Consider the following 13,170-nt stretch of genomic DNA (forward strand, 5'->3'; position numbering starts at 1 on the left):
TGGATGTCTCCGGCAGAATACGAAAACAGTCAGGCATATCAAAAAGTGGCTTAACCTGCTCTCCACAAATATGTAGCAGGATCAAACATCCCAAACTATTCGACGCCGCCTTCAGCAACCAGTAAGTTATAGGCCTTCACCATTATTTGAAGATCATTGAGCAAGCCTTCTTCTGAGGGCAGCAATAAAAGATCATAGCATTTCCCAACTATGTATCCCGCTTCATGAATCCTAGCCTGCACCCCTCTTTGCCCCAGAGGAACGAACGGATCCGAAAAATACTCTTTAAACGCACCAATTCGCTCTCGCGCTATCACACTTCTTTGCTCAAGAATCACCGCAGCCTCAACACCTTGCTCATCGTACAAAGAAGAATTCCCTTGAACAAGAGCCAGATAAACCCTGTCTCCACTGGGAGAAAACGCATAGACAACGTAATACCCGACAGTTGCGCTATGGGTCACGCGTTGATTGAATATTCCTAGCCATACCGAGTTAGCCCAACGCCCTTTCCCGGGGCTACCTTTCACTCTGAATCCAGAATTCTCAGGCCCTAGATCTCTCCTTAAAGCCGCAGGGGCATCGACTCGGATATAGTTTGCCAACGGGTGATTAGCAAACTCGGACTTTCTAGCCTGACCAATATTGCTACCAATATGGGTAATGACATCTCTTAGCATGGGTTACTTCCAATCTGTAGCGATCTACAGCATTTTAGATATTTTTTAGACAACCTATTCATTACTCCAAGCAACACCGCATGTGGAGTTGCCCCTTCCATAAATCAATAATGCCCAGTTTTTCGCTGGGTGCTCTTGCATCACGACTCGTGAGAGAAATGAAATACTGACGGTAATAAACGAGCCTGACGTTCCTCCGCTTGGGCACCATCCACTTCAGCCTCGGCTTCCACGCCAGAGCAACGGCTGGTTTATCCGCCCCGCTAGCAAGGTGTGCTTACAAAAAATGACACCATCTCCTATAGACCCTGCCAGTATCCATATACTGCTCCAATCGATTCAGCAACATGCAAAACTATAACGCGCTACTTAATAGCACCCACAACCTTACAAAGGAAATACACGCAAAGCTCACCATACCAGCCGGAAGCCTCTGCGAGGCAAATAAAAGCGACTCCGGGCAGAACCCGAAGCCGCTCATACAACGCTATACCATTCTTTTCTCAGGGGAATACCCACTTCCCGCAGGCAATCCCCCCCACACATCAGTCGAAGGGCAGCTTCACCCCTCCGCCAGCCTCGTTGCGCTCCACAAGGTCAGCCTTGCCACCCTGCCGCGCCTGTGCCGCGCCGCCATCATCCGGCAAAGAGCGGCATATGGCCCCTACGGGAACCGCTGCGGCAGGCTCCGCCCCCGGCACAACTCTGGCAACGGCATACTTGGGCTTAACCTCCACAATCTCAAGTGTGGCAACCCGCACCTCCTCTTTGCCGAGAGATTCCTTGGTGTACGGGTCATACAGGGTCTTCCCGGTCGTATAAACGGCGTACCGGCTCCCCTCTCTTACAGAGGCTCCCCCCTGATTGATAACAATCTGCCCGGAAGCATCCGTGCTGATCACCTGCAAAGGATAGATGGATTCCACAATCTCAGTGTTAAGCCTGCCAGCCAGCTCTGCCGCAAGCATGTCTTCCGGCGCAGAATCCGCCGCCTCTGCGGGCCGATCCAGCGTTACGGCTATGTCTGCAGCCCACTTAACCTGCATGGTGGCAGGCACCAGAACGCGATACTGCAACACCCCGTACCCGGAGACAATCCGCTTGCTCTCTCCGGTCAACGCCAACGTCTGCGTCTGCACCTTGGCATCAAATGAAGATACCGTGGCAACCAGCAAATAGTCTGCACCAAGCTGCTGCGCCAGCTTCGCCTTCTCCTGCACGCGGGTCAGATTACTTGCCCAGCGTGAAGCTTCCGCAACATAGGCTGCGTCATTCTCCCGGTCCAGCACCGCAAACCTGCGGGACTGCACAAGCTGCGAAACCGCCTGCTGCGTCACCTTGCGGCCTATGTCATCAGAAGGTGCGCCAAAAGGCATCACGGCCAGCTTGCGGCGGCTGTCCGTTGATATGCCGGGGGCGGAATACCGTTCCACCACCGCGCGTATGGTTACCGCCACCAGACCGTTCTCGCTTCCCACGTCCTCTATCTGGTAGGAGGAAATAACCCCCTTGGTATCTATGGTCGTGCTGCTCTGGGAATTGGCTTCCAGCTTAACGGTGGAAGAATCTCCCTTCGGGTCGGTCACGCTCAACTGCACCGAATCGCGCCGGGTCTTTTGCGTGGCCACCATGTTCAATCCGTTAACCTGCCGCAGAGCATCCTGAAGCGCGCTCTGCACCGCCGCCTCCCTGTCTTTCCCGGTGCCCTTTCCCGTAATCGTAATCGACTCGGCTCCTACAGTGCCGAACGCCAGCAGGCAAAGGGCGGTCATAAGCACAAGCCCAGGCAGCATCTTCGTCAGCCGCCTGAAGGTATGAATAGTGCGCATAGGTGCCTCAGGCAGATTAAAAGTCATTGGAATCCATCAACTGTTTCCCCGTGGAACTTCCAGCCTGCCCCTTGGCCTTCTGCGCGGCAGGGGCCTGCTTCTGTTTGGCAGGCTCCTTCAGGCTCTTGGCAAGCGCACTGTCCTGCGGGGCCCATGTATGCACAACGCCCACCATTTCATGACCATATTCCGGATGGATATATGTCCATGAATGAAGCCTGCGCACACCGGGCAAGTCGCTCACCTCGCCGCGCGCCTCTATGGTGCTGGTGTATTGGTTGATAACGCTCCGCACGTACTCGGTAGACTCAAAGCTGTTCCCCTTCGCATCAACCTCAACCTTGCCTACGGTGCTGGAGGTGGCCTTGTTGCCGCTCTTGTTGCTAACCGTGCCATGCGCCTTGAACAAAAAGGCGAAGTTGGCAAAGGCCGATGCAGCCGCCTGCTCCAGGGCTACTCCCCTGTTTTCCAGCCGGGTCTGATAGTCCTGCCCGGTGTAGGGGTTATAGCTCTGCCCAAAGGAAACAAGCACCGGATACCCATTCTCGTCAAAGACACGGCGTATCCCGAACTGGTTTATCATCTCCGCTTTGTCCATCACCACCTGATCCCGAACAGCAGGCCCGCCCACTCTCTTGGGGTTGGGCTTCAGCTCTCCCTTCTTGGCAAGCGCCTCGCGCACAAAATCCTTAAATGCAGACGAAGCCACCACCGCCACGGCAACAATGTGGTCCCCCTTGTCGTTCCGGGCTTCAAAGGTCTGCACCGGAATCATGCCGCTCAGTTCACCACGGGCCGTGCGCACCGTCTCTTCCGTCACAGAACGCACAAGCAGCTCTTTCTGCTTGGAAGGGGGAAGAGCATTAAATTCCTGCGGGTCTATCCCCTGCTCCTTCAGCATTGCGTCAAGCTTGCCGCCCAGCAGGGCCAATCCTTTCTCCAGCAACGCCTCAAACCGGGAGGTGCTGTACAACTCTTCCTGAGAAAACTTGGGAAATTCCGGATCACTCTGCATGTGGCGAATCATTTTGCTCTTCACCGAAACGCCGAGAAACTCCATGTATTTCTGCTGCGCAAGGAGCATGGCTTCTTTAAACGCCATCTGCCGGAACTCCGGCCATGCAGGAGAAGATGCCTTCTCCATTACCGGAGCACTGGCCGTGGTATAGAACAAGGCCCCCTCATCCTGCTTCTGCATAAACTGCGCACCCGCACCGCTGGTATTGTATTCGTTAATACGGTCTTCAATCATAATGCCGGGATCAGACTCCTGCGGCCTTGCCGCATCGGCGATCATAGCCTCCACTTCCTGCTCTTCCTGCGCAGATGCCGGGGCAGGCAGATCGCCTGCGGTACCCTGAGCGCCCGCCATTACGGGAAGCAGTAGGGCGCAGCAAAGAACGCAGCAAAGGGCCAGATAACGTATACTCATAACGGTCTCCCATTAATTGATCTGACAGGTGAAAGAGTCTGCTTCTGCACGCCGTTAAAAAACGGCACGCTACACGGCGCGCAAAACGCTCAAAGCCGGAGCGCAGCCAGACATACGCAATGACCCGAACCGTTCGGAGCGTGCAGCGGGTTGCTCGTCACGCCGGGCCAGAGGTAGCTGGCCCGGCGTGCTGGCCCAAGTATGCCGGGTACGCAAACCGCCCCGATTACCATGATACAGACTTGTTGCTGCCACGCTTGATGATAGGCGCTTCCCCTTCCCAGAAGGCAAGCCCGGAGCTTATGTCCGTCAAGCTGAGCATAAAGTAGTATTCCACCTGCTGGGTGCTGGAATTCAGGCTATGGTTCCGCTGAATGATCTTGCCGGAAAGACTGAGATCCGGAGCAATTATCTTTCCCTTTTCCGCCACGGTTCCCTGATTCACTTCCTCAGACTGGCGCAGCTTGCGCGCCTCGGCCACCATGGGGTCTTCAGCGCCGCCCAGCCCCATGGCGGTGGTGGTCACAACCTTGCCGCTGCGCAGCAGTTCCACGCGAATCTTTTTCACCAACTGGTCCGTGTCAATATTCTGCATGGTGTCGTTAATAATCCGGGAGACAACCAGAACATACCTGCCCCCGCCCGGCCTGTTAACCGCGCCGGATGCCAGCATATCGTTCACACTTTTGGCGGCTGCCTCTTCAAAGTCCCTGTATTCCAACCCCATCACCCGTGGTGCGGTGTCAATTTCTCCGTTCACCATGGTCGCCTTGTTGGATGCAGTGCAGCCGCCTAACAACATGCAGGCAAGAAGCAGCAAAACAATCTTACGCATGAAAACCTCCCGCTATTTGAGTGTGTCAGTTATAAGAATTCGATACTCGACCGCATCGCCGGAGGGAGCGGCCCTAGTGTAGACAAAGGGCATCCGGGGAAGAAGCTGAATGGGCTCCCACCGTGTGGTCAGGCTCTTCGCGGGCAACCCGTTGGCTTTAAACCATTCGGTACGGATAAAAAGCTCACGCTTCTCCAAAGAAGAGCTTGTTCCATGCAGAACAACAGACATGGCCCCGTTCTGCTCGGTCACAAGCTCACTGCGCAGGTCCTTTAGCCACGAAAAACTTTTGGACATAACAATATGCCGGTCCGGCTCCGGTCCGACAGTCGTGCTGTTCTTCGCACAACCAACCGTGCCCAATATCAGAATTGCCACAAGGCAAAGCATGCGTGGCGACAGGGTGATCATCACTGTTTTGCAACCTCCACGTCGGGCCGCAGTGTCCCGACAGGTATGACGTTAAGCGCTGCCGGAGCACCCGGGGCAGGAATCCGCACATGCACAATGGCAAAGCGCGATTCCGGCAACTCCACGGTTCCTGCGGATGAGCCGTCCGGCAGGGCAATATCAAGCACCCGTTTCTCAGGCATGGGCAGCTTGGCTATCTGCACATTCTTGGGCAAGGCCTCCCATGAACGAATATCGGCCCGTGCGCTTACGGTTGTAAACACCGCCGCAACAATGCCTGCGCCGGAACCTCCGGCCTGTTCCGCCAAATACTGCGTAAACGACTTGGTGGCAGTAGAAACCAACGCCTTGGTCAGCAGCATGGGAAACCGTGTCTTGTACTCTGTCTGCACCACCCTGTCGATGGAGGCGACTTCCTGAGTAGGCAGCACGCTGTCACCCGCCCGGACAACAAGGTGTGAGCAGGCTTCATCACGTGCTTTCACTCTGGGCAGGACAAAGGGCACGTTCTTGATGGGGGAATCCAGCTTCAGAAGAAAAATCGGCAGGTCAAGCCGCAGCTCCGTCAGAACCGGGGCAAGGCCGTTTTCAAAGATCACCCACACGGCAGGCGTCTCGCTCGCCGGACTGGACGCTCCGCATTCAAAATCCCGGGCCATTGCAACATCACTCTGCACGGCCTTATTCCCGGGCACCATCTCGTCCACGCGCTTGAGCAATGTTGCTGCCTTGCCAAAGTCGCTGGCAATTTCGCCGTTCAGGGCAAAAAAAAGACCCGCAAGATAGGTCGTGTAGGGGTTCACAAAATCGGGATAGGCTTCCCATACATTCATTTCGGGCATCTGCTCCTGCACAAGGGCACTGCATGACTCGGTGGTCCTATCCATGTCCAGACCGGGCCTCTGAGCATTCGTCGCGTTATGTGCAACCTTCGCAGCTTTTTCCTTCTCTTCTGCCAGCTTTTTCTGTTCTGCCTCTATTTCTTTGGCAAACTCTTCTACTGCCCGGCGCTGCCGATCATACGCCCGGTTAAACTCCACCCGGGCATTCTGCTGGTTCAGCAGGGCCATCTGAGCCAGCCCCTTATAGGTGTTAATCAACACTTTATCGCAGGTGCGGGGGGCGTAGTCCATAAATTCCCGGTTAAACAGCATCTCCCCGAAGACCTTACCGGCCTTCAAAGCAGCGTTTTCCGTATCATCATCCTTCGTGGCAAGCTCGGCCTCTTCCAGCAGTTCCACTGCCTGCCCGTACTTTCCCGCCATGAACATGATATTGGCGTTATCAAGCACCAGCGGCATCTCGCGCGATGCTGATGCAACGCTCTCCGATGCTTCAGCATACTGCCCCTGCGTATACATCATCGCCAGCTGCCCCTGATTGTTCCTTGTAGCCGTTGCGCATCCGGTAATGACAGCAACAAGCAACAGTACGGCCACAGCCGCAACAGTCTTTCTCATTCTCCTATCCCCCCAACATATGATTTGCTAAAGGCGTTTCTATTTGCCTACAGCCTGTATAATTAAGCACCAATACCTTTACAACCCGTCTGCCGATATTTTTTAAAAAAAGACAAAACAGACCGAAGGGATATCAGGGTCACTGTGAAATGCTCTATAGGTGACGGGCACGCTGTTCGTTGACATCCCCAACCACCCCCCCTGCCCTGCCTCCAATGCACCCCCGAAAGCAACCCTCGCATCCGCACCCTCTCAGCACACTTCGGGCGTGCATTGCTGTGTCATTGTGACACAGTAAACGCAACACACGCTTTGGCTGGCAGAGGCTGCATGAAAAGAAACACACACCGGAGATGTCTCGCAGTCCTGTTTTCTGTTCATGAAATAATTCTGTAATCCATCGTATTATAACAACTTGTTTTGCACTCGCCGCTGCGCGTTCAGCGCCGCTGTGCCTCTCTGACCTTCCGCAAGGGCACGTGGGTCACTTTGGCCGCCTTCTTGCTATAGAGCAGGCATGCACACGGCGCACTGTATCTCAGCCGGATGCAACGCTGCGTCGTATCGGGGAGACCACTTTTAGCTGCATGGGAAGGAATATGCTGGTAACCAAATTTGCCATTCCGGAAATCATTTTCGGCAAAGGAAGCACGAAACATCTTGCCCAATGCGCCCGCAGGCTGGGAGCACGCCGGGTGCTGCTGGTCAGCGATGCGGGGCTGGAGCGGGCCGGATGGGTCTCCATGATCAAGGGCCTGCTGGAAGAAGACCTCTTGGATTGCGTCTATTTCAACAACGTAGATTCCAATCCGCGAGACCATCAGGTGCACGAGGGCGCCGCCCTGTACCGGGAATCGCGGGCAGATGTCATTGTGGGGCTTGGCGGCGGCAGCCCCATAGACGCGGCCAAGGGCATTGCCACCATTGTGGGCAACGGCGGCCAGATTCGCGATTACGAAGGTGCCAACAAGATCATGCGGCCACTGCCGCCCATGATCTTCATTCCCTCCACGGCGGGCAGCGGTTCGGATATGTCGCAATACAGCATCATCACCGATGTGGACAGACAGGTGAAGATGTCCATCATCAGCCGCTCGCTTGTGCCCAACCTGTCCATCATCGACCCCACCATGCTCACCACCAAAACGCCTGAACTTATCATCGCCTCTGCGGCAGATGCGTTGGCGCATGCGGTGGAATCCTATGTTTCCAAGGCGGCATCCCCCTTCACGGAGCATCAGGCGCTGCTCGCCATCCGCCTTATCCTCGATAATATTACCGAAGCCGCAGAAACCCGCTCCCTGCACGCCCTGGAGCAACTCAGCATTGCCAGCACTGCGGCGGGCATGTCGTTCAGCAACGCGGGGCTCGGCATAGTGCATTCTCTGGCGCACTCCATCGGCGCACGCTACGATGTGCTGCACGGACTGGTGCACCCCATTCTGCTGCCCGTGGTCATGCGGTTCAACCTGCCTGCCACGGAAAAGAAGATGGCATGCATCGGCAAAGAGGTGCTCGGCCCGCGCATCTGCTCCGAACATTGCCTCGGCGAAAAGGGCATAGACGCCCTGCACGAACTGTTTGTCCGGCTCGGAGTCACCACACGGCTGCGCGATATTCTGCCGACTGATTCGGACATCGAAGCCATCTGCCGCATGGCCGAGCGCGATACCTGCACCATAACCAACCCCAGACAGGCTTCGTGGAAAGATCTCATCCGCATCTGCGAGGAGGCATGGTGATGGAAAACACCACCATTCAGGATCTCATCGGCATTGAGCACAGCAAGCTCAACTTCTTTCAGGAACTGCAGCAGACCATTGTGGAACTGAAGGCCAGCCATGAGAAGTCAGAGGCACAACGCAGAGAGTTTGCCGCTATTTTCGACGGCATTACCGACCTTATGATGGTGCTCTCGGAAGACATGCGCATCATTTCCGTGAACCATGTGTTCATGGAAATATTCCCGGAAGGGGACCCGCGCGGCAAATACTGCTACGAGCTGTTCACCGGCAACAATGTTCCCTGCCCCAAGTGCCCGGCCTTTCAGTCTCTTCGCTACGACAAGGTGAGCAAAGAGACGGCCATCTTCCGCATCGGCAACCGCAACATGCACTTCGAAATGGTCTCGTCGCCGCTCAAAAGCCCGCACCTCAAGGAACATCAGGTGGTTATCTTCAAGCGAAACGTGACCATGGAAAAAGAGTATCAGGCCAAGTTCTATCAGGCGGAGAAAATGGCCACCATGGGTGTGCTGGCCGCAGGCGTGGCGCACGAGATAAACAACCCCCTCACGGCGGTTTCCGGCTTTGCAGAAGGCATCAGGCGGCGCATTCCCAAGCTTGAAGGGCATATGGATGAAAAACTCATCGACGACTTCAAGGAATACACAGATACCATTCTGAAGGAATGCCAGCGCTGTCAGGCCATTGTCCAGACGCTGCTCACCTTCAGCAGACCCACCAAGGCGGCCTTTCAGCCGGTGGATATCAATTCCGTGGTGGAGGATACCGTGCGCATTCTCCAGCACCATTTCAAAAAGCGTCCCGGCCTTACGGTGGTATTGCAGTTGCAGCGGGGGCTGCCGCACATCATCGGTGACGAGGCCCAGCTCAAGCAGGTGGCCCTGAACCTGCTCACCAACGCCGTAGACGCCATAGAAGACAACGGAACCGTCACCGTTACCACCGATCATGCGCCGGAAACGCAAGGCGTGCGCCTCATGGTGCAGGACACAGGCTGCGGAATCCCGGAAGACAAGCTCAACAAGCTGTTCGAGCCGTTTTTCACCACAAAGCCCGTGGGCAAGGGAATCGGCATCGGCCTTGCCACCTGCTACTCCATTGTTCAGGAGCATGAAGGAGACATCAGCATCACCAGCGCACTCGGGGAGGGCACGTGCTTTACGGTCACGTTGCCGCAAACACAGGTGGGAGTACATGCATAGCAAGAGTTACAGCGTTCTCGTCATTGACGATGAGGAATCCATTCTGAAGCTGCTTGAACGTGAACTGGCAACCACAGAACGCTCGGTAGAAACAGCCTCAAGCGGGCGCACGGCGCGCGAGAAGCTGAACAAAAAGCGTTTTGACGTCATTATCTCCGATATCCGCCTGCCGGACGCAGACGGATTGGATCTGCTGACAGAATTCCGCAGCATGTACCCCGACATGGAGATCATACTCATCACCGGTCACGGCGACATAGACAACGCTGTGGAGGCAATGCGCATCGGTGCCTACGACTACATTCCCAAACCCTTCAATCTGGACAGAATTGAACTGGTGGTGGAGCGCGCCTACCAGCGATCCTGCCTGCAACGGGAAAACAGAACCTTCAGACACAGCAAGACAAGCACACCCCCCTCCAAACTGGTGGGCAATTCCTCCGTGGTGAAGCACCTGCGGTATCTCATAAACAAGGTCGCCCCCACAGAGGTGCCCGTGCTCATCACGGGCGAGAGCGGAGCAGGCAAAGACGTTGTGGCGCAGGCCATTCAAAATGCCAGCAACCGCAGCGATAAGCCTTTCATCATCAAAAACTGCGCGACCCTGCAGAAAGAACTCATCCGCAGCGAGCTTTTCGGACACACCCGCGGCTCCTTCACCGGGGCAACGGAAGATCGTGAAGGCCTGCTGGGCTTTGCCGATACAGGCACGCTGTTTCTGGATGAAATAGGCGAACTGCCGCTGGAACTTCAGGGTTCACTGCTGCGTGTGCTGGAGGCCCGCCGCTACCGCAGGGTGGGAGAAAAAACGGAACGCTGCATCGATATCCGCTTCATCTTCGCCACCAGCCGCAACCTTACGCAAGGAGTGGAGGATGGCACCTTCAACGAGGCGCTCTACCACCGCATAAATGTCTTCAACATTCAGATTCCGCCCCTCAAGGAACGCAAAGAAGACCTGTCCCTGCTTGCGGAACACTTTCTCGGGCGCATGGCAGCCAACTTCGGCCAGCAACCCCCCGCCATTTCAGACAAGGCCATGCAGGCCCTGCTTGCATACCACTGGCCGGGCAACGTGCGCGAACTGCGCAACGTGCTGGAACGCAGCCTCATACTCTGCGAGAACAATGTCATCACAGACCGTGCCCTGCCGCAGGAGCTGGTAGCCAAGGCGGCCGAGCGCCGCAACGCGGGCAACGGCATCTTTTCGCTGGATGAGGTGGAGCGGGAACATATTCTGCGGGCACTGCAGTTCTTCAACGGCAACCGCCTGCACGCGGCGCAAGCCTTGGGCATTGGCAGAAAAACGCTGTACCGGAAGCTGGAAAAATATTCTATCTCATGAAATTACAGCAAGATACAACCATACAGGCGGGGCTTTCGCAAGAAGGCCCCGCTTCATTTTGCATCACTCTGAATCACTGTGTCATTGTGACCCAAACCCGCTGTTTCACAGGGTCATTTCGACACCAGCACATAACTATTTGATATTTAAGATGTTAATCGCAAAACATCCCTCGCCTGCCGTTCAATGTGCGTACATTATACATGTCAGTGTCACATCACTTCTGCTCTCCATTCCTGTAAGGTGCTGCAAAGTATGAAGAGTTACGCTTGGCATGGCGCTTGCGTATGTCAGGCATCAACGTTGCGGCGAGCCGTTTAATACTTCTCATCAACCTAAAGCATTACCTGAATGGTAGGAGAGCGTTATGGCAGTAAGAGAGGAAGTGTATGGTTTCTTTATTCCCAGCGTAACGCTTATGGGCATTGGTGCCCATAAGGAAATCCCCAACAAGATCAAGGCGCTTGGCAGCAAAAAACCTTTGCTGGTAACCGACAAGGGTATCACCGCTGTCGGCATTACGCAGCAGATAGTCGACCTGCTCAAAGCAAACGGCATGGACTGCGTGGTCTATGACGAAACCATACCCAACCCCACTGACAAGAACGTGCACGACGGCGTTGACGTCTACAAGAAGAACAAGTGCGACTCCCTCATCACTCTTGGTGGCGGCAGCTCGCACGACTGCGGCAAGGGTGTCGGCCTCGTCATCGCCAACGGTGGCAAGATTCATGATTTCGAAGGCGTGGACAAGTCCACCAAGCCCATGCCCCCCTATATTGCGGTAAACACCACCGCAGGCACCGCTTCTGAAATGACCCGCTTCTGCATCATCACCGATACGTCCCGCAAGGTGAAGATGGCTATCGTTGACTGGCGCGTCACCCCCACCATCGCCATCGACGATCCGCTGCTCATGATGGGCATGCCCCCTGCCCTGACCGCAGCCACCGGCATGGACGCCCTGACGCACGCCGTGGAAGCCTATGTTTCCACCATTGCCACCCCCATGACCGACGCATGCGCCGAAAAGTCCATTAAGCTCATTTTCCAGTTCCTGCGCCGTGCCGTTGCCAACGGTCAGGATATCGAAGCCCGCGAAGGCATGTGCTACGCACAGTATCTGGCCGGTATGGCGTTCAATAACGCCAGCCTCGGCCATGTGCACGCCATGGCACACCAGTTGGGCGGCTTCTATGACCTGCCCCATGGCGAATGCAATGCCATTCTGCTGCCGCATGTGGAACAGTTCAACCTCATCGCCCGTGTGGAACGCTTTGCCGAAATGGCAACCTGGATGGGTGAAAACATCAGTGGCCTCAGCCCCAGAGACGCCGCCGAAAAGGCCCTCGTCGGCATCCGCAAACTCTCTGAAGACGTGGGCATTCCTTCCGGCCTCATCGAACTCGGCAAGCGGTACGGAAAGGACGTGAAGGCCGAAGATATCCCCACCATGACCGCCAATGCACAGAAAGACGCCTGTGGCCTGACAAACCCCCGTTGTCCCAGAGACAGCGATGTCGCGGCCATCTACAAGGCAGCCCTGTAGCCTGCAGAAAGGGGGGAGATAACCCCCTCCCCCCTTCCGTACAGCCACGCTCCTGCACTCTCCCTGCTGCATCGTCCCGCAGCAGGGAGCAGGAGCCCATTGTCCATAAACGGAGTGGAGACCGATGCCCGAAACGAGCGCAAAAGACGGTTATAACAGTACATTTCTGCAACAAGTGCAGGAAGGAAGCGAACAGAACCTGAACCGTTGCTACCAGTGTGGCAACTGTACCGCAGGCTGCCCGCTTTCCTTCGCCTATGATATCCCGGTCAACCGCATCATGCGCATGCTGCAGGCGGGAGAAAGACACGCGGTGCTCTCCTCCAAGGCCATATGGCTGTGCGCCTCGTGCGAAACCTGCACCACCCGCTGCCCCAATGAAATCGACGTGGCCCGCATCATGGATGTGCTGCGCCACATGGCACGGCGAGAAGGACTGGTGGCGGAACCACCCGTACGGCACCTGTGGGATGCCTTTCTCAAGTCCGTGGAAAAATACGGGCGCGTGTTCGAGGCGGGCATGATGGCCAACTTTGTGGGCCGCACAGGCCGCTTCTGGACAGATGCGGACCTTGCCCCCGTAGCCATCGGCAAGGGCAAGCTGGGCTTCAGGCCGCACAGCATCAAGCACCAGAATGAGGTGCAGCGCATTTTCGCCCGTTTCAGGGAACAGCAGTAGGAA

General features: G+C 55.9%; 11 protein-coding genes. 5 read left to right on the top strand and 6 right to left on the bottom strand.

Annotated elements, in window-relative coordinates; translation table 11 throughout:
* Positions 1–95 precede the first annotated feature (95 nt).
* From HUV26_RS13580 to HUV26_RS13605, 6 genes are all read right to left on the bottom strand, one after another.
* Positions 96–680: an MrcB family domain-containing protein gene (locus HUV26_RS13580; RefSeq protein WP_174410677.1), complete on the bottom strand. Its 585-nt coding sequence runs from the start codon at positions 678–680 to the stop codon at positions 96–98.
* A 545-nt stretch (positions 681–1,225) separates the two neighbouring features.
* Positions 1,226–2,509, bottom strand: coding sequence for a CsgG/HfaB family protein (locus HUV26_RS13585; protein ID WP_174410678.1), 1,284 nt, complete (start codon positions 2,507–2,509; stop codon positions 1,226–1,228).
* 16 nt (positions 2,510–2,525) lie between these two features.
* Positions 2,526–3,941: a DUF6844 domain-containing protein gene (locus HUV26_RS13590; RefSeq protein WP_174410679.1), complete on the bottom strand. Its 1,416-nt coding sequence runs from the start codon at positions 3,939–3,941 to the stop codon at positions 2,526–2,528.
* 226 nt (positions 3,942–4,167) lie between these two features.
* Positions 4,168–4,776, bottom strand: coding sequence for a penicillin-binding protein activator LpoB (gene lpoB, locus HUV26_RS13595; protein WP_174410680.1), 609 nt, complete (start codon positions 4,774–4,776; stop codon positions 4,168–4,170).
* A gap of 12 nt (positions 4,777–4,788) precedes the next feature.
* Complete coding sequence (locus HUV26_RS13600; protein ID WP_174410681.1) at positions 4,789–5,190, bottom strand: putative periplasmic lipoprotein; 402 nt, start codon at positions 5,188–5,190, stop codon at positions 4,789–4,791.
* Positions 5,187–6,647 carry a COG3014 family protein gene (locus HUV26_RS13605; protein ID WP_174410682.1) on the bottom strand — a complete coding sequence of 487 codons (1,461 nt, stop codon included), beginning with the start codon at positions 6,645–6,647 and terminating at the stop codon, positions 5,187–5,189. The genes HUV26_RS13600 and HUV26_RS13605 overlap by 4 nt, the downstream gene beginning before the upstream one ends.
* A gap of 599 nt (positions 6,648–7,246) precedes the next feature.
* On the opposite strand from HUV26_RS13605, the gene HUV26_RS13610 reads away from it, so the two are divergent.
* The 5 genes from HUV26_RS13610 (at position 7,247) to HUV26_RS13630 (ending at position 13,167) form a co-directional block, all read left to right on the top strand.
* On the top strand, positions 7,247–8,389 hold the full coding sequence (locus tag HUV26_RS13610) for an iron-containing alcohol dehydrogenase (RefSeq protein ID WP_174410683.1): 1,143 nt from the start codon (positions 7,247–7,249) through the stop codon (positions 8,387–8,389).
* Complete coding sequence (locus HUV26_RS13615) at positions 8,389–9,594, top strand: two-component system sensor histidine kinase NtrB (protein WP_243451400.1); 1,206 nt, start codon at positions 8,389–8,391, stop codon at positions 9,592–9,594. Before HUV26_RS13610 ends, HUV26_RS13615 begins: the two co-directional genes overlap by 1 nt.
* The gene (locus HUV26_RS13620; protein ID WP_174410685.1) at positions 9,587–10,939 is read left to right on the top strand and encodes a sigma-54-dependent transcriptional regulator; all 1,353 of its coding nucleotides are present in this window, start codon (positions 9,587–9,589) and stop codon (positions 10,937–10,939) included. Before HUV26_RS13615 ends, HUV26_RS13620 begins: the two co-directional genes overlap by 8 nt.
* A gap of 367 nt (positions 10,940–11,306) precedes the next feature.
* Positions 11,307–12,488: an iron-containing alcohol dehydrogenase gene (locus HUV26_RS13625; protein ID WP_174410686.1), complete on the top strand. Its 1,182-nt coding sequence runs from the start codon at positions 11,307–11,309 to the stop codon at positions 12,486–12,488.
* A 124-nt stretch (positions 12,489–12,612) separates the two neighbouring features.
* Complete coding sequence (locus HUV26_RS13630) at positions 12,613–13,167, top strand: 4Fe-4S dicluster domain-containing protein (RefSeq protein WP_174410687.1); 555 nt, start codon at positions 12,613–12,615, stop codon at positions 13,165–13,167.
* Positions 13,168–13,170: the final 3 nt, after the last annotated feature.

The organism is Desulfovibrio psychrotolerans (assembly GCF_013340305.1).
Lineage (GTDB): Bacteria > Desulfobacterota > Desulfovibrionia > Desulfovibrionales > Desulfovibrionaceae > Halodesulfovibrio > Halodesulfovibrio psychrotolerans.

What these genes read in the sequence shown, in the direction of transcription:
- HUV26_RS13580 (WP_174410677.1), bottom strand. Translation starts at nt 680, where the DNA reads ATGCTAAGAGATGTCATTACCCATATTGGTAGCAATATTGGTCAGGCT.
- HUV26_RS13585 (WP_174410678.1), bottom strand. Translation starts at nt 2,509, where the DNA reads ATGCGCACTATTCATACCTTCAGGCGGCTGACGAAGATGCTGCCTGGG.
- HUV26_RS13590 (WP_174410679.1), bottom strand. Translation starts at nt 3,941, where the DNA reads ATGAGTATACGTTATCTGGCCCTTTGCTGCGTTCTTTGCTGCGCCCTA.
- lpoB (WP_174410680.1), bottom strand. Translation starts at nt 4,776, where the DNA reads ATGCGTAAGATTGTTTTGCTGCTTCTTGCCTGCATGTTGTTAGGCGGC.
- HUV26_RS13605 (WP_174410682.1), bottom strand. Translation starts at nt 6,647, where the DNA reads ATGAGAAAGACTGTTGCGGCTGTGGCCGTACTGTTGCTTGTTGCTGTC.
- HUV26_RS13610 (WP_174410683.1), top strand. Translation starts at nt 7,247, where the DNA reads ATGCTGGTAACCAAATTTGCCATTCCGGAAATCATTTTCGGCAAAGGA.
- HUV26_RS13615 (WP_243451400.1), top strand. Translation starts at nt 8,389, where the DNA reads ATGGAAAACACCACCATTCAGGATCTCATCGGCATTGAGCACAGCAAG.
- HUV26_RS13620 (WP_174410685.1), top strand. Translation starts at nt 9,587, where the DNA reads ATGCATAGCAAGAGTTACAGCGTTCTCGTCATTGACGATGAGGAATCC.
- HUV26_RS13625 (WP_174410686.1), top strand. Translation starts at nt 11,307, where the DNA reads ATGGCAGTAAGAGAGGAAGTGTATGGTTTCTTTATTCCCAGCGTAACG.
- HUV26_RS13630 (WP_174410687.1), top strand. Translation starts at nt 12,613, where the DNA reads ATGCCCGAAACGAGCGCAAAAGACGGTTATAACAGTACATTTCTGCAA.